Below are 19,864 nucleotides of genomic sequence, written 5' to 3'. Positions count from 1 at the left end.
CTCCCGACGTCGTCGGGCGAGGTGTCGATCCGGGGGTGTGCCGTTCGTGTAGGAGGTGAGACAACGGCACGACGCCAAGGAGGACGTCATGAAGTACTACCTGCTCAGCGTGATCCAGCCCAGCGAGGGCCAGCCGCCGTCGGCCGAGGCGCTCGCGGAGATCATGGGCAACGTCGAGACCTTCCACCAGGAGCTGCGCGAGGCGGGCGCCTGGGTCTTCGCCGGCGGACTGCACGGACCGGAGACCGCGACCGTGTTGCGGCCCAAGGGCGGCGACGTGCTGATCACCGACGGGCCGTACGCCGAGGGCAAGGAGTACCTCGGCGGACTGTGCCTGATCAAGGCGGCCGACCTCGACGCGGCCCTCGACTGGGGCCGGAAGGCGAGCCTGGCCACCACCCTCCCCATCGAGGTGCGCCCCTTCCTGCACACGGCCGAGGACTGATGCCCGACGCCCACGACGTCGAGGCCGTCTTCCGCGACGAGTACGGCCGGGCGGTCTCCGTCCTCGTCCGCTTCCTCGGCGACATCGACCTCGCCGAGGAAGCGGTGCAGGACGCCTTCACCACGGCGCTGCAGAAGTGGCCGGAGAGCGGGGTGCCGCCGAGCCCGGCCGGCTGGATCATCACCACCGCCCGCAACCGGGCGATCGACCGGCTGCGCCGCGAGTCCTCGCGGGACGCCCGCCACGCCGAGGCGGCCCGGCTCCAAGCGCCCGGGCCACCGGCCGAGGAGGGACCCGTGCGCGACGACCGGCTCCGCCTGATCTTCACCTGCTGCCACCCGGCGCTCGCCCCGCAGGCCAGGGTCGCCCTCACCCTTCGCCTGCTCGGCGGCCTGACCACGGCCCAGATCGCCCGCGCCTTCCTGGTGCCCGAGCCCACGCTGGCCCAGCGCCTGGTCCGTGCCAAGGCGAAGATCCGCGACGCGGGGATCCCCTACCGGGTGCCCCGCGACGCCGACCTGCCCGACCGGCTGAACGGTGTGCTGGCCGTCCTCTACCTGATCTTCAACGAGGGCTACACGGGCTCGCCCGCCCTGTGCACCGAGGCCCTGCGCCTGGGGCGGCTGCTGTCCGAGCTCATGCCGGACGAGCCCGAGGTCGTCGGACTGCTCGCGCTGATGCTGCTCGTCGAGGCGCGGCGCCCCGCCCGCGAGGGGGCCGGGGGAGAGCTGGTGCCGCTGCCCGATCAGGACCGTACCCGGTGGGAGCACGTCCTGATCGCCGAGGGCCAGGAGCTCGTCCGCCGCTGCCTGCGCCGCAACCGGCCGGGGCCCTATCAGATCCAGGCCGCGATCAACGCAGTGCACAGTGACGCCCCGACGGCCGACGCCACCGACTGGGGGCAGATCCTGCGCCTGTACGACCAGTTGACGGCGCTCGCGCCGAGTCCGGTCGTCGCCCTCAACCGTGCGGTCGCGGTGGCCGAGGTCGAGGGACCGCGATCCGCCCTTGACCTGGTGGACGCGCTGGACCTTCCCGGCTACCGCGTCTTCCACGCGGTGCGCGCCGACCTGCTGCGCCGTCTGGGCCGCGACGGCGAGGCCGTACAGGCCTACGACGTGGCCATCGCGCTGGCGCAGAGCGGCGCGGAGCGCGCCTACCTCGAACGGCGGCGCGGCGACCTCCTGGGTGATTGCCCCGGAGTGCCTTTCTCCCGACCGGAGTTGCACCGCTCCAAGTCGCCTTTCGGCAGGGGCGGTTGACTGATCTACGCCCTTGACTGGTACATACCAATACGGTTGAGTGTGGCTCGACACCCCCCACCACGGCCGCCCCCACGCCATGTCCGGTGCCACCGGCGCGTGCGCAGAGGGCACGACTCCGTTCGCCCTGCCCGGGTGCGGCCGTGGACCGCAAAGGAGTTGATTCCGTGTCGAGGCGACACATCTCCGCCGCGCTGACCGCGCTCGTCATCGCCGCTGCGGCCCCTGTGCTGCTGCCGGCCCCGGCCGCGTCGGCCGCCTCCTGTTCGAGCTATCCGAACTGGGTGGCCGGCAAGGCGTACCGGGCCGGCGACATCGTGCGCTACACCGACGGCAAGGCGTACATCGCCGAACATGACAACCCGGGTTACGACCCCGTCATCAGCACCTGGTACTGGGACCCCTACGCCTGCGACAGCGGCCCCGGCACGCCCGCCTCCAAGTTCGTGGTGAGCGAGGCGCAGTTCAACCAGATGTTCCCCAACCGGAACTCGTTCTACACGTACAGCGGGCTCACCGCCGCCCTCGATGCGTACCCCGGCTTCGCGAACACCGGCAGCGACACCGTGAAGAAGCAGGAGGCCGCGGCCTTTCTCGCCAACGTCAGCCACGAGACCGGCGGCCTGGTGTACGTGGTCGAGCAGAACACCGCCAACTACCCGCACTACTGCGACTGGAGCCAGCCCTACGGCTGTCCGGCGGGCCAGGCGGCGTACTACGGGCGCGGCCCGATCCAGCTCAGCTGGAACTTCAACTACAAGGCTGCCGGTGACGCGCTCGGCATCGACCTGCTCAACAACCCCTGGCTGGTGCAGAACGACGCGGCGGTCGCCTGGAAGACCGGCCTGTGGTACTGGAACACCCAGTCCGGCCCCGGCACCATGACTCCGCACAACGCCATGGTGAACCAGGCCGGCTTCGGCCAGACCATCCGGAGCATCAACGGCTCCCTGGAGTGCGACGGCAGGAACCCCGCACAGGTCCAGAGCCGCGTCGACGCGTACCAGCGGTTCACTCAGATCCTCGGAGTTTCACCGGGCGGCAACCTCTACTGCTGACGTCCGACCGTGGGGCATGGTGTCATGCACCTGACCAGACGACCCAGTGAAGGGCATACCGTCATGCGCACCCCCCACGCCCTGCTCGCCACGACCGCGGCCCTGGCCGCCGCGGTCGTGGCACCCCCTCCCACCAGTGCCGCGGCCGCGGATCCGGCCGCCGGGACGTACTACGTCCAGAGCGCCACCACCGGGCTCAACGCGGCCGACCGCTCCGGCGCCGTCGAACAGCACAACCCCAAGGGCAACGAGGACCACCAGCAGTGGACGCTGAGACCGAGCGGATCCTCGTACGTCCTGGAGAGCGCCGACGCGGCGGGCAGCTGTCTCGGCCGCTCCGGTGACCAGGCGCGCACCGCCGCCTGCGCGAGTGCCGACGCGCTGTGGGACATCGCTCCGGCAGCAGCCGGCCAGTACACCCTCAAAGCCCCTGGATCCGACCGGTACCTGACGGTCGCGGCCAAGCCGTCCGGCGCGAACTACCCCGCCCAGCTGGCCATCGGCTCCGCGGGCGACCTCGCCTCCTGGTACCTCACCCCGGTCACGCCGCCCACGCACCCCATGCCGCCGGCCGGCCTGCGCACCCTGGACCAGGTCACCTTCCTCACCGCACACAACGCCTACGCCAACGGAGTCGACGGCGGCTTCGCGCCGCCCTTCGTCAACCTCGTCCCCAACCAGGTCCGCGGCATCGACCGGCAACTCGCCGACGGGGTCCGGGGATTCATGCTGGACATCCACCAGACGCCGGACGGCGCGATCCTCTGTCACAACAGCTGCACCCTGGTCAGCAAGCCGGTCGCGCTGTGGGTGGACCTCCAGCGGATGGTCGACTTCCTCAAGGCCCATCCGGACCAGTTCGTCACCGTCTTCCTGGAGGACTACGTCGACCCCGGGGTGCTGCGCGGTGAACTCGCCCGCGTCAGCGGCCTGTCGGACGTGCTCTACCGGCCCGACCGGACCGGTGTACGGCAGAACGGGTGGCCGAAACTGGCCGATCTGATCTCCGCCAACCACCGGCTGCTGATCTTCACCGACCACAGCCGCTCCGCCGACGAGGCGGCCGGCCTGACCCGCGACAGCTTCGGCGTGATGTACCAGCGCGAGTGGACGGTGGAGAACTACTGGTCGATGGGCTCGGGGCTCGGCTCATCCGACTGGTCCTGCTACAGCCGTTGGTACGACGCCAACACCACCATTCCGCTGACGCACACCGAGCCCGGCTTCCGGCCACTGTTCGTGATGAACCACTTCCGCGACGCCACCATCGCCCCGACGGCCCGGACCGACAACACCAAGCTCGCCGACCGGGCCCAGCGGTTCTGTCAGCCCGCCGCCCGCGCCAAGCCCACCTTCCTCGCGGTGGACCGCTACGACCTCGGCGACCCCGCGTCCGCCGTGGACACCCTGAACTCGTACACGTATCCGTAGCGACTGGGTGTGCCCGGCCGGGCCTGTGTGAGACCCCGCCGATGAGTCCTCGGAAGGATCACTGCGGACGGCGCGGGCACCTGGAAGCACGGCGACCTGCCCGTCAACCGGATCGGCCTCGGCGTGATGCGGCTGACGGGCGGCGCCCGTGGGGAGATGACCCGGTGCACGGGTGTACGAACACCCGGCCGTCGTCACGCACCGTCCCTTTCATAATGGGCATGCGGGTGCCGTCCTGGAGACGGCACCCGACTGACTACAATGATGTAGACGGTCTATCGAACGGTGGACGATGACGGGGTGAGGAACGTTCCCATGACCGACCCGAAGGACGAACGCCGGCCGGCCGGTGAACTCGAAGCCGGCGTCATGGGCGTGCTGTGGGCCGCCGACGGTCCGCAGACCCCTGGCCAGGTTCAGCTCGGCCTCGGCTCCGAACTCGCCCGCACCACTGTCACGACCATCCTGACCCGGCTGCACGAAAAAGGGGTGGTCGGCCGCCGTCGTCAGGGACGCGGCTACGCCTACTACCCCGTGCAGGACGCGCACGGACTCACCGCCCGCCGCATGCACTCCGAACTCGACCGGGACACCGACCGTGAGCGGGTCCTCGCCCGCTTCGTCGCGCAGCTCAGCCCCGACGACGAGCGCATCCTGCGCGACCTGCTCGAATCCGACGCGCAATGACCGCGCTCCTCCTCGTGCCCCTCCTGCTGCCGTTCGCCATGCCGGCGCTGGCCAGGCGCGCCCTGCCGCGCCTGGCACCCGTGACCGCACTGTGGGTGATCACCGTCTCCACGGCCGTACTCGCCGGCTGCGCCCTGGCCGCGCTCGGCGCCTTCATGCTCATCGGGCTGCTCAAGCTGCCCTTCGTCGCGGGGCTCGAAGAACTCGTGCGCCCCTTGCCCACCGCGTCCGACCTGGTGGTCGTACCCGCGGCGGCCCTGTCCGTCGGCGCACTCGCCGTGTGCCTGGCCACCCTGGCCCGAGCGGCCCTGCGGGAGTTCCAGGCCTTCCGCAACGCGCACACGGAGGCCGGCCGCAGGCCCGCCGCGGGCGACCTGTGCGTGGTCGACTCCCCGCACCCCGACGCGTACGCCCTGCCCGGCCGCCCGCATCGCATCGTCGTCACCACCGCCATGCTGCGCAGCCTCGACGCCGCCGAGCGTGAGGTGCTCTTCGCCCACGAGCGCGCCCACAACCACGGCGGCCACCACTACTTCCTGGCCGTGGCCGAGCTCGCCGCCCACTGTCATCCCGCGCTCCGCCCGGTACGCGGATCCATCCGGCTCGCGGCCGAGCGCGCCGCGGACGAGGCCGCGGCCACCGCGGTCGGCGACCGGCGGCTGACCGCCCGCGCCATCGCCCGCGCCGCGCTCGCCGGGCAGGAGGCCCGATCCGGGCGCCCGGAGCTGGCCGCCGCGGCCACCTCCGGTCCGGTCCCGCAGCGCGTCAAGGCGCTTCTGGCGGCCCCGCCCGTGCCGCGCCGCGCCGCTGCCTGGATCGCCGCGTTGCTGGTGGCATGCACCGTCACGTCCTGCGCCTCGTCCGCCACCGGCATGATCGACTTCCATCACCGGGTGGAGATCGCCCAGGGCGAGGAGACCCACTGAGCCGCGCACGTCGCACCGCCGACGTGAGTACGAGGTGCCCGTCGTGGTCGCCGACCGCGACGATCTCCCCCAGGTGCTCCGCACCGGCCGACGCACCGCAGAGGGCCCTCGCCCCGCCGCCCGCCGGGATCCCCAGGGACGCCGGGGCGCCAGGTCCGTCCGGGGCGTGATGGCCCGGCGTCGACGTCGTCCGGTCCCGCGTCACGCACCATCACAGCCTCGAACCACGTGGCACAGCCGCGGCCGCCCCGTCCGCCGGGGCTGACTGGCGCGCATCAGGTTTTACGTATAACCTCACCCGTCAATCGCACGTCCCGAAAGGCCCCGATGAGACGCATCGCCCTGGTCACCCTCGTCGTCGACGACTACGACGAGGCGATCCGCTTCTACACCGATGCCCTCGGCTTCCGCCTCACCGAGGACGCCCCGCGTCCGGACGGCTCCCGGTGGGTCGTCGTCGCACCCGGCGACCCGGATGCCCCCGGCACGGCTCTGCTGCTCGCCCGGGCCAAGGGCGAGGCCCAGAGCGACCGGGTCGGCGATCAGACCGGCGGGCGTGTCGGATTCTTCCTGCACACCGACGACTTCGCCCGCGACCACGCCCGTATGCGCGCCGCGGGCGTGACCTTCCTCGAAGAGCCGCGCCATGAGCCGTACGGCACGGTCGCCGTCTTCGAGGACCTGTACGGCAACCGCTGGGACCTGCTCCAGCCCGCCACCGACTGACACCCCGCCCGCCCCCCATCACCGCACCGCCTGCCGAGGAAAGCACTCCCATGACCGCGTCCGCGCCCCACATCGACACCGACACCCTCCGCCGGCTTCCCAAGGCCGTGCTGCACGACCACCTCGACGGCGGTCTGCGCCCCACCACCGTCGTCGAACTCGCGGACGCGGTCGGCCACACGCTGCCCACCACCGACCCCGACGAGCTCGCCGCCTGGTACTACGAGGCCGCCAACTCCGGCGACCTGGTCCGCTACATAGCCACCTTCGAGCACACCCTCGCCGTGATGCAGACCCGGCACGGCCTGCTGCGCACCGCCGAGGAGTACGTCCTCGACCTCGCCGCGGACGGTGTCGTCTACGGCGAGGTGCGCTACGCCCCCGAGCTGATGGTCAACGGCGGGCTGACCCTGAACGAGGTCGTCGAGACCGTCCAGGAGGGCCTCGCGGTGGGCATGGCCAAGGCGGCGGCCGCCGGCACCCCCGTGCGGGTCGGCACCCTGTTGTGCGGCATGCGGATGTTCGACCGGTCCCGTGAGATCGCCGGGCTCGCCGTGGCCTACCGTGACGCGGGCGTCGTCGGCTTCGACATCGCCGGCGCCGAGGACGGCTTCCCGCCCGCCGACCACCTGGCCGCCTTCGAGCACCTGCGCAACGAGAGCGTGCCGTTCACCATCCACGCCGGCGAGGCCCACGGACTCCCCAGCATCCACCAGGCGCTGCAGGTGTGCGGTGCCCGGCGCATCGGGCACGGCGTGCGCATCACCGACGACATCGTCGACGGCAAGCTCGGCCGCCTGGCCGGCTGGGTGCGCGACCGCCGTATCGCCCTGGAGATGTGCCCGACCTCCAACCTCCAGACGGGTGCCGCCACCTCCATCGCCGAGCATCCCATCACCGCGCTGAAGGACCTCGGCTTCCGGGTCACCCTCAACACCGACAACCGGCTGGTGTCCGGGACGACCATGACCCGCGAGATGTCCCTGCTGGTCGAGCAGGCGGGCTGGACGGTCGAGGACCTGCGCACCGTCACGGTGAACGCCCTCAAGAGCGCGTTCATCCCCTTCGACGAGCGCGCAGCCCTCATCCGGGACGTCGTCCTGCCCGGCTACGAGGCCGCGCTCTGAACCAGCCCCCTGACATAGGCGGCCTGTCCGACGTGTTGCAGAGCGTCGGACAGGACGCTGACCAGGCGCACGCCCAGCGTGACGGGTGGGTCCCAGCGCTCGTCGACGATGCGCTCCAGGTCCTTGGCGGGCAGTGACCGCAGCACCTGGAGGGTCTGTTCGTGCACGGCGTCGTAATAGCCGGTGAGCAGGTCAGCCGAGTCGACCCGCACCTTGGCGACCTCGGTGGAGCTGTGCCCGTAGCCGGTGTCGCGAGGGCTCAGGTCGAGTCCGAAGCGCTTCCCCCAGCCCTGTGCAAGCCACACCTGGTCGAGGTCGAAGGCGTCGGCCACGTGGTCGTCCTGGACTCGGGTGAGGTGCCAGACCAGCCAGGCAATGGAGTTGGCGTCGGCGGCGGGGCGGGTGCTGAGCTGCTTCGCCGGCAGGCCCTCGACGGCGGCATGGACTTCTTCCTGGATGCGGCCGAAGCCGTCGATGAGGATGTCCTTCGCATGCATACGTCCACCATCGCCCATCGCAGTCCCTCACGCGTCCGGAGTCCAGCTTCCGTGGAAGCCCAGCGGCACCCGCCCGGGCAGACGGACCCGCGCGAGGGGCTCGCCGCCGGGTGCGCGGTGTTCCGGTCCGCCGCCGCGGCACCGCGCAGCACGCTCCGCCGCGTGTGTTCCGCCATCTGCCTTGCTCCCGACCGCAGTTGTCGTGGGGACGGTCACGAGTCCGCGGTGACGCGGACGGCCGGGTCAGGAGGGCTGTGGCCCGTCCGCGGGTGGTGCCAGGCTCCCTGTCTCAAGCGGTGTCGGGGTTCTCCGCCTCCAGCAGGGTGATCAGCGCGCGGGCCGCCGGACTCGTGGCCTGGAGCGGCGGCAGCAGGGCGATGGTCTCGTACTCCACCTCATCGGTGCCCTTGAGGGGAAGCGCGGTCAGCGACGGGCGCTTGTGCCGGAAGTGGCGGGGCACGACCGCGACCCCGAGGTTCTCGTCGACCAGGTCGAGGAGGCTGTGCACGTCGTTGACCTCCAGTGCGACCGTGCGCCGGACGCCGGCAGCGGCGAAGGCGGCGTCGGTCGTGCGGCGCGGGCCCCAGTCCGGGTGGAAGTCGACGAAGACCTCGCCGCTCAGGTCCTCCGGGGTGAGCGCCGCTCCGGGTGCCGCGAGCCGGTGGTCGGGGTGGCACAGCACCGTCATCGGTTCACTGGTCAGCCCCACCGAGCGCAGCTGGTCGGTGTCCGCCTGCGTCCGGTACGCGAAGGCCAGGTCGAGCCGCCCGGCCGCGACCTCCTCCGCCAGCGCGCCCGATCCCGCCTGCCTGAGCCGGATCTCCACATCCGGATGGCGGCGGCGGAACGCGGCGAGCAGCCGTGCCACGTGCACACCCGCGATGCACTGCTCGGTCCCCAGGGCGAGCGTGCCGCGCACCACGCCCTGCACCGCGGCGACCGCTTCGTGCGCCGACCGCACCTGCGCCAGGATCCGCTCGGCCTCGCCGAGCAGTGCGCGTCCGGCCTCGGTCAGCGTGACCCGGCGGGTGGTGCGTACGAACAGCGGTGCCCGCAGTTCCCGCTCCAGTGCCCTGATCGACGCCGACAGGCCCGACTGGGAGACCATCAGCCGTTCCGCTGCCCGGGTGAAGTGCTGGTCCTCGGCGACCGCGACGAAGTGCTGGAGGTGGCGCAGTTCCATGATTGAGAAGCATATCCGCTGAATTCCATCGGATTCTTCTGTTGGACCGCTGTTCGCGGCTCGCGCGAGAGTGGGTACCGGTTCCCCGAACCGGTCACTCGTGTGCCAACCCTCTGGAGTCGCGTTGTACACCGCCCACCCCGACCGCTACGCGGACATGCCCTACCGGCGCTCCGGACGCAGCGGTCTGCAGCTCCCCGCGCTGTCGCTCGGACTGTGGCACAACTTCGGCCCCGACCGCCCGGTCGCGACCCAGCGCGCCATCCTGCGCCGCGCGTTCGACCTCGGCGTCACCCACTTCGACCTGGCCAACAACTACGGCCCGCCACCCGGTGCCGCCGAGTCCGCCCTCGGGGAGGCACTGCGGGCCGACTTCGGGCCCTACCGCGACGAGCTGGTCATCTCCACCAAGGCGGGCTACCTGATGTGGCCCGGCCCCTACGGCGAATGGGGCTCGCGCAAGTACCTGCTGTCCTCGCTGGACCAGAGCCTGCGGCGGATGGGGCTCGACCACGTCGACATCTTCTACTCGCACCGCCCCGACCCGGAGACTCCCCTGGAGGAGACGATGGGCGCCCTGCACTCGGCCGTCCAGCAGGGCAAGGCCCTCTACGTCGGCGTCTCCAACTACTCACCGGAGCAGACCCGCGAGGCCGCCCGCATCCTGGGCGAGCTGGGTACCCCGCTGCTGATCCACCAGCCGCGTTACTCCCTGCTCGACCGCCGGCCCGAGGAGCAGGGCCTCCTGGACACCCTCGACGAACTGGGGGCCGGCTCCATCGCCTACTCCCCGCTGGAGCAGGGTCTGCTCACCGCCCGCTACCTCGACGGCATCCCCGAGGACTCGCGGGCGGCGAGCGACAGCCCCTTCCTCACCTCCGACGCGGTCACCGAGGAACTGGTCGGGAAACTGCGCACCCTCGACGACGTCGCGAAGTCCCGAGGCCAGTCACTGGCCCAGATGGCGCTGGCCTGGGTCCTGCGCGGCGGCCGGGTGACCTCCGCCCTCGTCGGCGCCAGCAGCCCGCAGCAACTGGAGGACAGCGTGGCGGCGACCCGCAACCTGGACTTCGGCGCCGACGAACTGGCCCGGATCGACGCGGTCGTGCAGTCGTAGGACGTCGCACGAGGCCGCAGGAGGAGACGGCGGGGGAGCAGCGGTGGCCCCGCGAGGACACGGCCGCGACTCGCGGCCCGTGGTTCGCGCGGGCGCACCGCACCCGTCAACCGAGCCGTTCGCGCAGCCGCACGGTCACGGTGTCGCCCTCGCTCTTGCCGATCGCCCTGCGCACGTCGGCCTTGACGGGCAACTTGTGGGTGCCGTCGCCGAGGGCCATGAACGAGCTCTGAAAGGGGTGCCCGTCGACCGTTCCGCGGATCTTGACCAGCCCGCGGGTACCGAAGAACGCGGCCGACTCCGGCCAGACGACATAGGTCCAGCCGCCCTTGGCGGGGCTTGTGCGCAGTACCGCGGTGAATTCCACGTCCACTTTCCCGGCCGTACTCATGATTGCTCCTCCGCTTGCGGTGGTCTCGGCGAAACCGTCCCTGAAAGAGACCACCGCGCGCGAAGAAACTCATCGCGGGACCGGGCGTCAGGCGCCGGCGGGTACCCGGTCGAGGAACCCGAGCACGGCGCGTATCCGCCCCTCGCCGTCCAGGGTGATCACATCGGACCCGGCCACCGGTGCGGAGCCGTCCGCCTCGCTCACCAGTTCCCAGGAGAATCGGGCCACCTCGTGGTGCCCGTCCACGCGCCCGGTGAGCCGGAAGGAGAACCCCGGGAACTGCTCGTGGGCCGCGCTGATCACGGCGGCGATCCCGTCGTGGCCGCTGACCGCGGCGAGTGGGTCGGTGTAGCCGCCGTCCGGGGCCCAGGCGGCGGCCACCGCCTTCGCCAGGGCCTCCGGCTCGGTCGCGTTCCAGGCCTCGAAGTAGCGGGCGACGGCACTCTCGTAACGGTCGGTGTGCGCGGACATGGTGAATCAGCCTCCATCGAGTTGGTAGGTGCTGGTCGGAACCGGGGCCCTGGCGCTCGGCGACCCGATGCGACAACCATGCCGGGGCGCGCGGGACGGGGCGATTACCGCACGGGTAAAGCCGTACGGCAGCGGACCCGCGCGAATTCGGCCACGGCGCGCCCGGAATATGCCAGGAGAGTGGCCGGAAAGTCATGGTGACACTGTTTCAGCGGTGAACATACTCGAAAGTCAGGGGCACTTCACCGCACAGGAGCCGCACGGAGAGCGAGTCAGAGCGGCAGCCGGACGACGCGACGGGGGAGGAGCAGTGCACGACGAATTCCTGTGCCACGTCACCGCGTACGGCACGTGCGACGGCCGCCGCATCGGCGTACCGCTCGGCACCTACCGGGCGCCGACCCTGGCCCTGGCCCTGTGGTGGCTGCGCGACCGCGCCTCCTGGATCGCCGAGCGGCTCGACCCCAGTCCGGACAGCCTGCACGTCCCGTCGCACGCGCTCGTCCCGGTGCCGGAGACCGTCCCCGACGTGCCCGGTCTGCTGCGTGCCTGGTGCGCCGACGCCGCCCAACAGGAACAGGTCGCCGATGAATTGGCCGGGGGCCGGCTGGTCCGTGTGGCGGCCAGCGACGACACCACGGAGTACGAGCTCCTCGCGGAGTCCGTGGACGCCCTGCGCATGCAGCGGACCATCCCGGCGCTGGTCCTGCCGGTGGGCTGACAACCCGGACAGCGGGGCGTACGGACAGCGGGGCGTACGGACAGCGGGGTGTACGGACGGGGCAGGACAACGGGGCGCACATCTGGACGAATCGCTAGAATTCTGGCATGGCTGAGCGGCCGGTCGCGCCGACTGCACCCGAGCTCGTCCTCGAAACGGAGACGGGCTCCACGGTGATGAGCCCGAGCCGCGACTACCACCTCGGACGCGACCCGCTGAGCGACATCGTCCTCGACGACGCCCGGGTCTCCTGGCATCATGCGGTCCTGCGCCCGGAGGAGGGCCACTGGACACTCCGCGACGACGGCAGCACCAACGGCACCTACGCCGACGGCCGCCGCATCCGCGAATGGGGCGTCGGGCCGGGCAGCGTGATCCGCTTCGGCAATCCCGCCGACGGTCCGCGGGCCGTCCTCGTCGGCCCCGCCGAACCGTCCCCGGAGCGCCCCTCCGCGGTGTCCCGCCCAGGCCTGACCGGCACCTTCAGACAGCCCACCACGGTCCGTCCGCTGCCCACCCGGGCCGTCCGGGTCGGCCGCGCCGAGGACAACGACCTGGTCGTGGACGACCTCGTCGTCTCCCGCCACCACGCCGAGCTGCGGGCCCACCCGGACGGCACGTACGAGATCGTCGACCTGGGCAGCCACAACGGCACGTTCCTCGACGGACAGCCGGTCACCCGGGCCCGGATCGGCCCCGGCGACATCGTGGGCATCGGCCATTCGGCGTTCTGCCTCGTCGGCGACCAGCTGCAGGAGTACGTCGACACCGGCGAGGTCTCGCTCGACGTCCAGGACCTCACGGTCGCCGTCGACCAGGGCCGCAGGACGCTCCTGGACCACGTGTCCTTCCCGGTGGGGGAGAAGTGCCTGCTCGCCGTGGTCGGACCCAGCGGGGCCGGGAAGTCCACCCTGCTGAACGCGCTGACCGGGCAGCGGCCGGCCGACCACGGCACCGTGCTGTGCGACGGGCGCGACCTCTACCACGACTACGCGGAGCTGCGGCAGCGGATCGGCCTGGTCCCGCAGGACGACATCCTGCATGCCCAGCTGACCGTCCGCAGCGCCCTGTGCTACGCCGCCGAGCTGCGCTTCCCCGAGGACACCGCCAGGGCCGAGCGCCTGGCCCGGGTGGAGGAGGTGATGCGCGAACTCGGCCTGGAGGAGCGCGCCGAGCAGCCCGTGCACACCCTCTCGGGCGGGCAGCGCAAGCGGGTCAGCGTGGCACTGGAGTTGCTGACCAAACCGTCGCTGCTCTTCCTCGACGAGCCGACCTCAGGGCTCGACCCCGGCATGGACCGCTCCGTGATGCACATGCTGCGCGGCCTCGCCGACGACGGCCGCACCGTCGTCGTGGTCACCCACAGCGTCCTCAGCCTCGACGTCTGCGACCGGCTCCTGGTGCTCGCGCCGGGCGGCAGAATCGCCTACTACGGCCCGCCCGGGGACGCCCTCGCCTTCTTCGGCTTCACCCAGTGGCCGGAGGCGTTCGAAGCCTTCGAACGGGACGGGGAGCGGGACTGGGCGGCGGAGTACCGCGCCTCGCCGCTCCACCGGCGGTACGTCGCCGACGCGTCCGTGCAGCCCCGGTTGGCCGGGGCCGGGCCGGCCGCCCGGAGCGCGCCGCCCCGGCCCCGCAGCTGGGGCGCCCAGCTCGGCACGCTCGTCCGCCGGTACACGGCCGTGCTGAGCGCGGACCGGACCTTCCTGGCCATCATGATCGCGCTGCCGTTCGTGATGGGCGCCATGGCCCGCGCGCTGGTCGGCCCCGCACTGACCGCCGGCACCGCGATGGCCGCGCTGCTCATCCTGTGCGTCGGCGCGGTGCTGACGGGTGCTGCGAACGCGGTGCGCGAACTGGTCAAGGAGCGGGTGATCTACCAGCGGGAGCGGGCCGTGGGCCTGCCCCGGACGGCGTATCTGATGTCCAAGGTCGTCGTGCTCGGCACGATCACCGTGCTGCAGGCGGTCGTGCTGACGCTGGTCGCCCTGCTCGGCGTGAACCTCGGCGCGCCCGGCGGCCAAGGGGTTTTCCTGCCGCCCCTGGCCGAGATCACCGTCACCGTCGCCCTGCTGGCCTTCACGGCGATGACGCTCGGCCTGCTGGTGTCCGCGCTGGTGCGCAAGGAAGAGGTGACGATGCCCCTGCTGGTGCTGCTGGCCATCGTCCAGGTCGTCTTCGGCGGGGCCCTGCTGCCCCTGCACGGCGTGCCCGGCCTGGAGCAGCTGTCGTGGCTGGTGCCCTCGCGATGGGCGCTCGGTGCGATGGCGGGCACCGTGGGGCTGGCCCGGATCCTGCCCGGGAACCTCACCGCGGACCCGCTGTTCCGGCACTCGGCCGGGGTGTGGCTGACCGACATCGCCATGCTGCTGGTGCTGTCGGCCCTGTTCGGCTCTCTGGTGGCCCGGCTGCTGCGCCGGCACGAACCCGTGGTGATGAGGACGTAGGGGTGGCGCCACGATGACGAATCCCGGCTTCCGGCCCAGCCATGTCGTCCCGCCGCACGGGATGCCGGCCTGGGAGTCCCCGGACCCCAGCCGGCCCACCGCCTCGCTCGACGCCTTCCTGCCCGTCGAACTCGCGGACCGGCGCGGCGAGTGGGCACGTGTCGTGTGCGCCAACGGCTGGTCCGCCTGGGTCGACGGCCGCCGCCTGGTCGCCGTACCGCAGGACCCGCCCGCCGCCGACGGCCCGGTCGCCGCGACCACCGACCCGCGCCCGCTGATCGCCCGCGCCGAGCAGGCCCTGGCCGGGTACCGGTCCGCGGTGGAGGAACTGGCCGCCGGCGGTCTCGACGGCGAATCCTTCCGCAACCGCACTCGGGGCCTGCGGATCGGCGTCGTTCTCGACGGGGAGTCGATGTGGCTGTACGACCCCGAGCGGGGGCAGTGGGTCTACACGGACGGAACCCGGCTGACCACGTACACGGTCGACGGGGCACCCGATGCCGACGAGGCGCGTCCGTCCGGGGCGACCGGGTCCCTCGACCCGAGGAGCACCGGAGCCGTGGAGCCGAACCGCCCCGGTGCCGTTGGGGCCGCCGGGTCCGCAGCCGTGGAGCCGGGCGGCCCTGAGGGTGCCCGAGTGGCCGATCGCGGTCACGATGCCACCCGTGCCATCACGGGAAGCGGTGAGCCGTGATGTCGTACGACGCCGGTGTGGGCGAGGGGCGGCCCTCCGAGCCGGTCGGACGGCGGATCGCGGACTACCGGATCGAGCAGGAGATCGGCCGCGGCGGCATGGCCGTCGTCTTCCGTGCCCGGGACCTGCGCCTGGAGCGCACCGTGGCCCTGAAACTGCTCGCCCCGGAGCTCGCCCGCAACGACACCTTCCGCAAGCGGTTCACCCACGAGTCCCGGGTGGCCGCCGCGATCGACCACCCGCACATCGTGCCGATCTACGAAGCGGGTGAGACCGACGGCGTGCTCTACATCGCCATGCGCTACGTCGACGGCAGCGATCTGCGGCGGCTCCTCGACCAGCGGGGGCCCCTGACCGCGCCGACGACCATCAGGATCGCCGTGCAGGTCGCCTCCGCCCTCGACGCCGCGCACGACCACGGACTGGTCCACCGGGACGTGAAACCCGGCAACATCCTGGTGTCCCGGGGCACCGACAGCGACCACCCGGAGCACGTGTACCTCACCGACTTCGGCCTGACCAAGAAGTCGTTGTCCCTGACCGGCTTCACCACCGTGGGCCAACTGGTCGGCACGCTCGACTACGTGGCCCCCGAGCAGATCACCGGCCGCCCCGTCGACGCACGCTGCGACGTGTACGGCTTCGCCTGCGTCGTGTACGAGACCCTGGCGGGCCATCCGCCCTTCCGGCGCGACACGGACCTGGCCCTGCTGTGGGCCCACCAGAACGCCGAACCACCACCGCTGACCGCGGAGCGCCCCGACCTCCCCGCACCCGTCGACGAGGTGTTCGCCAGGGCGCTGGCCAAGAGCCCGGACGACCGCCACGACTCCTGCCGCGCCTTCGTCGCCGACCTGCGCCTCGCCGTCGCGGGCGGCGCGGCGGCCGAGCATCCGCCGACCCGGGTCGACCTGCGGGTCGTCACGGCAGCGGGGCCCCCGCCCGATCCGCCCGACTGGGCGGGGCCGGTGCTCGGGCCGCACCCCTGACCGGCGGTGGTGCACACGCCGTGACGGCCGGCGACGCATCGGCCGGGAGCTCTCGAACGCGGCGCCCGCAGCGAGGTCTCCGACTCGCCCGCTAGGAGGTCTCGACCTCGCCGCGCCGGTGCACACGCCGGGCCGACAACGCACCGAGGAAACCGGTGACCAGGCCCCACAGCACCGCGAGGCCCAGCGCACCCCACACCTCGGGCCGCAGCAGCAGTTCCCCGGACAGGCCGCCCCCCACGTCGCCGATGCCGAGCAGGGACAGCCCGTAGTGCGCGGAGATCCGGCCGACCAGGCAGATCATCAGCACCGTCAGCGCCAGGGCGACGGCCATGCGTACGGCGTGCTGCCAACTGCGCACGCCGGCCGGTGAGCGAGCCGCCATCAGGAACGCGACCCCGAGCAGCAGCACCGCGTCCACGACCACGAGCCACCACACCTTGCCGTCGTGCTCCGCGAGCGTGCCCAGGTTGAGTGTGGAGACGTCCGGCGTGCGCAGCACCTCGTCGAGCAGATGCGGCATGGGCAGCCCGAACGGGCCGTCGACCCGGCCGTGCCAGGTGGCGCCGAGACCGATGGTGAGGGCCGGCCAGGCCACATTCGGCATACCGAGCAGGATCACGGCGAAGGAGTCCGCCGGATGTCCGCGCGTCGCCGCCGTGACAAGGGCGACGAGGACCCCCACGACGACGCACGCGAGCAGGAGCACGACCATGGCGTACGCCGCCGGACGCACCGACTCCTGGAAGCGCAGCAACGGCGCGGGCAGCGGGGCCCCGGGTGCCACCAGCAGGGCCAGTACCAGCACACCCGCCAGCCACAGCACGCCGAAGACCACGGTCAATGGCACCTGCGTGGTGAAGCCGACCTGCGGTGCGGCGCCGAAGAGTTCTCCGATGTCGCCCAGGACGCCGTTTCCGAGATCGATGGCGAAGGTCTGGTGGGCCCCGAGGGCCAGGCCGACCAGCCCGAGCAGCCACAGCACGGCGATCCGGGCGGCCCACCCGGCCAGCTCCCGCGCACCGGCCACCGCCCGGTGCCGCAGTGGCCGCAGGAAGCCGGCGGCGACGACGAGCGCCCCGACGAGGGTGACCGACAGCGGCATGACCGTGATTCCCGCGTGCGTCTCGGCGAGGGCGCCCGCGTTCCCGGACAGCTCGACACTCCCGCCGACCGCCGTCACCACGGTCGCCGCCACCACCCGGGGAAAGGCCTGGCCCGGAAGGTCAGCGGCGCCGGCCGCCCACAGCCCCAGCGCGGCGACGACGGCCATGGCGAGCAGCCCGGCCAGTGCCGTGGCGAGAGCCTGCACCCAGCCATGGCGGGAGCCGGTCGGTGGGGAGGGGGGTGGCGCGCTCACGCTGCCACGCTAAGCAGCGCGGCAGCCGGGCGCCCGCCGGGAGGGCCGTCCGCGCCGTGCGTGCCGTCCGTGCCGTCCGTGCCGTCTGCGTCCGCTTGCGGACGGCACGGCACCGGAGCACACAATGGTGATGTTGGGGAAAGCGGCATAAATCAGGTCATATGCCGCCAGGAGCCGACGTCGGGAGAGCTCGTGAGCGTCGAACCGCCGGCCTCCGGCCGTCCCACCGGGCCGCCTTCCGGCCCTCTCTCGGGCCGGTCGTCCCCACCGCCCCCGGGGCCGCCCCCTCCGCCCACCGGCGGCGCGGGCCCGCCGGAGCGCAAAGGCCCCTGGTGGTCGTCGATACCCCGGATATCGGTGCTCGCCGCCGCCGTGGTGGTCGCCGTGGTGCTGGCCGTCGTGCTGACCAACTCCCGCGGAGGCGCCCCGGGAGAGGTCCTGCTGCAACCCGTGGGCCAACCGGGCCCGGATCCCTTCACCGCATCGACCGCGAAGGCCGGCTCCGCCCCGCTGCCCTCGCCCGTACCGAGCGAGCCGTCGCAGCCAGCGAACGCCGTGCGCAGCGTTCAGGGCGGGGAGCCGGGCCTCTACGGCGGCACCCGCAACGTCTCCAGCTGCGACGTGGAGCGGCAGATCAAGGACCTGCAGGCGGAACCGGCCAAGAACAGGGCGTTCGCATCCGTCGCCGGTGTCCGGCCCGCCGACGTTCCCGCGTATCTGCGCTCGCTCACCCCCGTACAGCTGCGGATGGACACCCGCGTCACCAACCACGGCTACCGCGACGGGGCAGCCACCGGTTACCAGGCCGTCCTGCAGGCCGGTACCGCCGTCCTCGTGGACGGCCAGGGCGTGCCCCGGGTCCGCTGTGCCTGCGGCAATCCGCTGACGCCCCCGGTCGCGCAGCGGACCGCGACCCGCTACGCCGGGCAGAAGTGGTCGGGCTACCGGCCGCAGGACGTCATATGGGTCACGCCGGCTCCCCGGGCCGTCCGTGAGTTCGTCGTCTTCGACCCGCACCACGACGACTGGTTCGCCCGGCCGCGCGGAGACACCGGCCACCGGGACCGACCGGCTCCGCCGCCGCCCCGCCCCTGGCCATTCCCCTCCGCCGGCGCGTCCATGCCCACGACGACGCCACCGTCCCGCCCGCAGCCGCCGGGCACGTCACCGACCCGCCCCCAGCCCCCTGGCACGTCGCCGTCCGGCTCGCAGTCCCCAGGTACGTCGCCGTCCGGCTCGTCGCCTCCAGGGTCCTCTCCGTCCTCGTCCTCCCCCGGGCCTTCGTCGTCGTCGGCCGGGCCTTCCCCGGGAGCCTCGTCGTCCCCGCCGGAGTCCTCCTCTTCGTCGCAGTCCTCGTCCTCCTCCCATCCCTCCCATTCGTCCTCGTCGCCCTCCTCGTCGTCCCCGTCTTCGCCGGGATCCCCAGGGTCTGCGACTTCGCCGGGCTCCTCGGCGTCATCGGCGTCATCGGCTTCACCAGCCTCGCCTGGCTCGCCTGGCTCGCCTGGCTCGCCTGGCTCGCCTGGCTCGCCTGGCTCGTCTGGCTCGTCTGGCTCGTCTGGCTCGTCTGGCTCGTCAGTTTCGTCTGCGACGTCAGCCGCACCCCCCTCCTCGGGACCTGTTTCCTCCCAGTCGGTCGGCTCTCAGCCGCCGTCCTCGGAAAGGGCCGGTTCCGGGCCGTCCTCTTCACCACCGTCCTCGGAGGCCGGCAGCGTGGAGTCGCCCGCGACGGAACCGGCGTCCTGACGCGGCCCGAGTGAGAACGGCCGACGGGGACTGCGCGGCGCGGCTCGGGGTACGAGCACAGGTGCAGTAGTGACCGGCCGGACCGGCATCCGAGAGAGAAACGCATGATCGAGCACCTGGACGGGACAGTGATACCGACTGGTTTCGACGTTCCCGTGGAACCCCTTCGGCGGGCGGCGCACTACACCGGGGAACCGGGATGCATCGCCGAGGCACGGCAGTTCGCCGCGCACTTCCTCGACCAGCTCAGGACCGAGTGGTGCGCCGAGGTCGACGGCCGGGCCGGCGAGGCGCTGCTCCTCGTGGTGAGCGAACTGGTCACCAACGCGGACCGGCACAGCAACGGGCCGTACATCCTGGAGCTGGAGGGCACCGACTCCACGGTGGCCGTATGCGTGTACGACAGCAGCGCCGCCCTGCCCCGGCGCTTCCCGCGGGACCCGCAACGCGTCGGCCGGCACGGTCTGGAGATCGTGTACGCGCTGACGGAGGAGATGAGCGTGGAACGCGTGCCGGTGGGCAAGCGGGTACGGGCCGTGGTGCAGCTCAGGCAGGGCTGAGCTCGGGCACCTCAGGGCGTCAGGCG

19 protein-coding genes and 2 pseudogenes are annotated in these 19,864 nt (G+C 72.2%); 16 read left to right on the top strand and 5 right to left on the bottom strand.

Going from position 1 to position 19,864, the window contains the following annotated elements; genetic code table 11:
* Positions 1 to 88: 88 nt before the first annotated feature.
* From AB0A61_RS27075 to AB0A61_RS27035, 9 genes and pseudogenes are all read left to right on the top strand, one after another.
* Complete coding sequence (locus AB0A61_RS27075; RefSeq protein WP_361297370.1) at positions 89 to 445, top strand: YciI family protein; 357 nt, start codon at positions 89 to 91, stop codon at positions 443 to 445.
* The gene (locus tag AB0A61_RS27070) at positions 445 to 1,707 is read left to right on the top strand and encodes an RNA polymerase sigma factor (RefSeq protein ID WP_361297367.1); all 1,263 of its coding nucleotides are present in this window, start codon (positions 445 to 447) and stop codon (positions 1,705 to 1,707) included. The genes AB0A61_RS27075 and AB0A61_RS27070 overlap by 1 nt, the downstream gene beginning before the upstream one ends.
* 167 nt (positions 1,708 to 1,874) lie before the next feature.
* Complete coding sequence (locus AB0A61_RS27065) at positions 1,875 to 2,765, top strand: glycoside hydrolase family 19 protein (protein WP_361297364.1); 891 nt, start codon at positions 1,875 to 1,877, stop codon at positions 2,763 to 2,765.
* A gap of 63 nt (positions 2,766 to 2,828) precedes the next feature.
* Entirely contained in the window at positions 2,829 to 4,196 is a 1,368-nt protein-coding gene (locus AB0A61_RS27060; RefSeq protein WP_361297361.1) for an RICIN domain-containing protein, read from the top strand.
* Between the two features lie 57 nt (positions 4,197 to 4,253).
* Positions 4,254 to 4,343 (top strand): annotated as a pseudogene (locus AB0A61_RS27055) (aldo/keto reductase); the annotation flags it as partial.
* Between the two features lie 168 nt (positions 4,344 to 4,511).
* On the top strand, positions 4,512 to 4,883 hold the full coding sequence (locus AB0A61_RS27050) for a BlaI/MecI/CopY family transcriptional regulator (RefSeq protein ID WP_361297358.1): 372 nt from the start codon (positions 4,512 to 4,514) through the stop codon (positions 4,881 to 4,883).
* On the top strand, positions 4,880 to 5,809 hold the full coding sequence (locus AB0A61_RS27045) for a M48 family metalloprotease (protein WP_361297355.1): 930 nt from the start codon (positions 4,880 to 4,882) through the stop codon (positions 5,807 to 5,809). The genes AB0A61_RS27050 and AB0A61_RS27045 overlap by 4 nt, the downstream gene beginning before the upstream one ends.
* Positions 5,810 to 6,136: 327 nt before the next feature.
* Positions 6,137 to 6,535 carry a VOC family protein gene (locus AB0A61_RS27040; RefSeq protein ID WP_361297352.1) on the top strand — a complete coding sequence of 133 codons (399 nt, stop codon included), beginning with the start codon at positions 6,137 to 6,139 and terminating at the stop codon, positions 6,533 to 6,535.
* A gap of 50 nt (positions 6,536 to 6,585) precedes the next feature.
* Positions 6,586 to 7,662 (top strand): adenosine deaminase, encoded by a 1,077-nt coding sequence (locus AB0A61_RS27035; RefSeq protein WP_361297349.1) that lies wholly within the window; start codon positions 6,586 to 6,588, stop codon positions 7,660 to 7,662.
* On the opposite strand, the gene AB0A61_RS27030 is transcribed toward AB0A61_RS27035, so the two are convergent.
* Together AB0A61_RS27030 and AB0A61_RS27025 are read right to left on the bottom strand one after the other, a co-directional pair.
* Positions 7,644 to 8,159 carry a DUF664 domain-containing protein gene (locus tag AB0A61_RS27030; protein ID WP_361297346.1) on the bottom strand — a complete coding sequence of 172 codons (516 nt, stop codon included), beginning with the start codon at positions 8,157 to 8,159 and terminating at the stop codon, positions 7,644 to 7,646. The two genes, AB0A61_RS27035 and AB0A61_RS27030, sit on opposite strands and share 19 nt — an antisense overlap.
* A gap of 289 nt (positions 8,160 to 8,448) precedes the next feature.
* Entirely contained in the window at positions 8,449 to 9,342 is an 894-nt protein-coding gene (locus AB0A61_RS27025) for a LysR substrate-binding domain-containing protein (RefSeq protein ID WP_361297343.1), read from the bottom strand.
* A 124-nt stretch (positions 9,343 to 9,466) separates the two neighbouring features.
* On the opposite strand from AB0A61_RS27025, the gene mgrA reads away from it, so the two are divergent.
* A complete protein-coding gene (mgrA, locus tag AB0A61_RS27020; protein ID WP_361297340.1) occupies positions 9,467 to 10,459 on the top strand; it encodes an L-glyceraldehyde 3-phosphate reductase in 993 nt (330 codons plus the stop codon).
* A 106-nt stretch (positions 10,460 to 10,565) separates the two neighbouring features.
* On the opposite strand, the gene AB0A61_RS27015 is transcribed toward mgrA, so the two are convergent.
* Complete coding sequence (locus AB0A61_RS27015; RefSeq protein ID WP_361297338.1) at positions 10,566 to 10,850, bottom strand: DUF1905 domain-containing protein; 285 nt, start codon at positions 10,848 to 10,850, stop codon at positions 10,566 to 10,568.
* 87 nt (positions 10,851 to 10,937) lie between these two features.
* Positions 10,938 to 11,321 (bottom strand): nuclear transport factor 2 family protein, encoded by a 384-nt coding sequence (locus tag AB0A61_RS27010; RefSeq protein ID WP_361297335.1) that lies wholly within the window; start codon positions 11,319 to 11,321, stop codon positions 10,938 to 10,940.
* A 310-nt stretch (positions 11,322 to 11,631) separates the two neighbouring features.
* Between AB0A61_RS27010 and AB0A61_RS27005 the strand changes: the two genes are divergently transcribed.
* From AB0A61_RS27005 to AB0A61_RS26990, 4 genes are all read left to right on the top strand, one after another.
* Positions 11,632 to 12,042, top strand: a complete 411-nt coding sequence (locus AB0A61_RS27005) for a hypothetical protein (protein ID WP_361297332.1) — start codon at positions 11,632 to 11,634, stop codon at positions 12,040 to 12,042.
* Between the two features lie 107 nt (positions 12,043 to 12,149).
* The gene (locus tag AB0A61_RS27000) at positions 12,150 to 14,489 is read left to right on the top strand and encodes an FHA domain-containing protein (protein ID WP_361297329.1); all 2,340 of its coding nucleotides are present in this window, start codon (positions 12,150 to 12,152) and stop codon (positions 14,487 to 14,489) included.
* A gap of 13 nt (positions 14,490 to 14,502) precedes the next feature.
* Complete coding sequence (locus AB0A61_RS26995) at positions 14,503 to 15,183, top strand: hypothetical protein (protein ID WP_361297326.1); 681 nt, start codon at positions 14,503 to 14,505, stop codon at positions 15,181 to 15,183.
* Positions 15,183 to 16,172 carry a serine/threonine-protein kinase gene (locus tag AB0A61_RS26990; RefSeq protein ID WP_361297323.1) on the top strand — a complete coding sequence of 330 codons (990 nt, stop codon included), beginning with the start codon at positions 15,183 to 15,185 and terminating at the stop codon, positions 16,170 to 16,172. The genes AB0A61_RS26995 and AB0A61_RS26990 overlap by 1 nt, the downstream gene beginning before the upstream one ends.
* 91 nt (positions 16,173 to 16,263) lie before the next feature.
* On the opposite strand, the gene AB0A61_RS26985 is transcribed toward AB0A61_RS26990, so the two are convergent.
* Positions 16,264 to 17,445 carry a streptophobe family protein gene (locus AB0A61_RS26985; protein ID WP_361297470.1) on the bottom strand — a complete coding sequence of 394 codons (1,182 nt, stop codon included), beginning with the start codon at positions 17,443 to 17,445 and terminating at the stop codon, positions 16,264 to 16,266.
* Positions 17,446 to 17,724: 279 nt separating this feature from the next.
* Between AB0A61_RS26985 and AB0A61_RS26980 the strand changes: the two are divergent.
* Together AB0A61_RS26980 and AB0A61_RS26975 are read left to right on the top strand one after the other, a co-directional pair.
* A pseudogene (locus AB0A61_RS26980) lies at positions 17,725 to 18,879 on the top strand (DUF6777 domain-containing protein); the annotation flags it as partial.
* Between the two features lie 503 nt (positions 18,880 to 19,382).
* Positions 19,383 to 19,838, top strand: a complete 456-nt coding sequence (locus AB0A61_RS26975) for an ATP-binding protein (RefSeq protein WP_361297320.1) — start codon at positions 19,383 to 19,385, stop codon at positions 19,836 to 19,838.
* Positions 19,839 to 19,864: the final 26 nt, after the last annotated feature.

This window comes from Streptomyces sp. NPDC046197 (assembly GCF_040646295.1).
GTDB lineage: Bacteria > Actinomycetota > Actinomycetes > Streptomycetales > Streptomycetaceae > Streptomyces.
The sequence above is the reverse complement of the archived record's forward strand: the minus strand, read 5'-3'. Positions and strand labels throughout refer to the sequence as shown.

Bases quoted from the DNA above. Each gene is read 5' to 3' on its own strand.
- AB0A61_RS27010 (WP_361297335.1), bottom strand. From the start codon at position 11,321: ATGTCCGCGCACACCGACCGTTACGAGAGTGCCGTCGCCCGCTACTTC.
- AB0A61_RS27050 (WP_361297358.1), top strand. From the start codon at position 4,512: ATGACCGACCCGAAGGACGAACGCCGGCCGGCCGGTGAACTCGAAGCC.
- AB0A61_RS27040 (WP_361297352.1), top strand. From the start codon at position 6,137: ATGAGACGCATCGCCCTGGTCACCCTCGTCGTCGACGACTACGACGAG.
- AB0A61_RS27045 (WP_361297355.1), top strand. From the start codon at position 4,880: ATGACCGCGCTCCTCCTCGTGCCCCTCCTGCTGCCGTTCGCCATGCCG.
- AB0A61_RS27025 (WP_361297343.1), bottom strand. From the start codon at position 9,342: ATGGAACTGCGCCACCTCCAGCACTTCGTCGCGGTCGCCGAGGACCAG.
- AB0A61_RS27060 (WP_361297361.1), top strand. From the start codon at position 2,829: ATGCGCACCCCCCACGCCCTGCTCGCCACGACCGCGGCCCTGGCCGCC.
- AB0A61_RS26975 (WP_361297320.1), top strand. From the start codon at position 19,383: ATGATCGAGCACCTGGACGGGACAGTGATACCGACTGGTTTCGACGTT.
- AB0A61_RS27035 (WP_361297349.1), top strand. From the start codon at position 6,586: ATGACCGCGTCCGCGCCCCACATCGACACCGACACCCTCCGCCGGCTT.
- AB0A61_RS27075 (WP_361297370.1), top strand. From the start codon at position 89: ATGAAGTACTACCTGCTCAGCGTGATCCAGCCCAGCGAGGGCCAGCCG.
- AB0A61_RS27000 (WP_361297329.1), top strand. From the start codon at position 12,150: ATGGCTGAGCGGCCGGTCGCGCCGACTGCACCCGAGCTCGTCCTCGAA.
- AB0A61_RS26985 (WP_361297470.1), bottom strand. From the start codon at position 17,445: ATGGCCGTCGTCGCCGCGCTGGGGCTGTGGGCGGCCGGCGCCGCTGAC.
- AB0A61_RS27070 (WP_361297367.1), top strand. From the start codon at position 445: ATGCCCGACGCCCACGACGTCGAGGCCGTCTTCCGCGACGAGTACGGC.
- AB0A61_RS27030 (WP_361297346.1), bottom strand. From the start codon at position 8,159: ATGCATGCGAAGGACATCCTCATCGACGGCTTCGGCCGCATCCAGGAA.
- AB0A61_RS26995 (WP_361297326.1), top strand. From the start codon at position 14,503: ATGACGAATCCCGGCTTCCGGCCCAGCCATGTCGTCCCGCCGCACGGG.
- AB0A61_RS27015 (WP_361297338.1), bottom strand. From the start codon at position 10,850: ATGAGTACGGCCGGGAAAGTGGACGTGGAATTCACCGCGGTACTGCGC.
- AB0A61_RS26990 (WP_361297323.1), top strand. From the start codon at position 15,183: ATGTCGTACGACGCCGGTGTGGGCGAGGGGCGGCCCTCCGAGCCGGTC.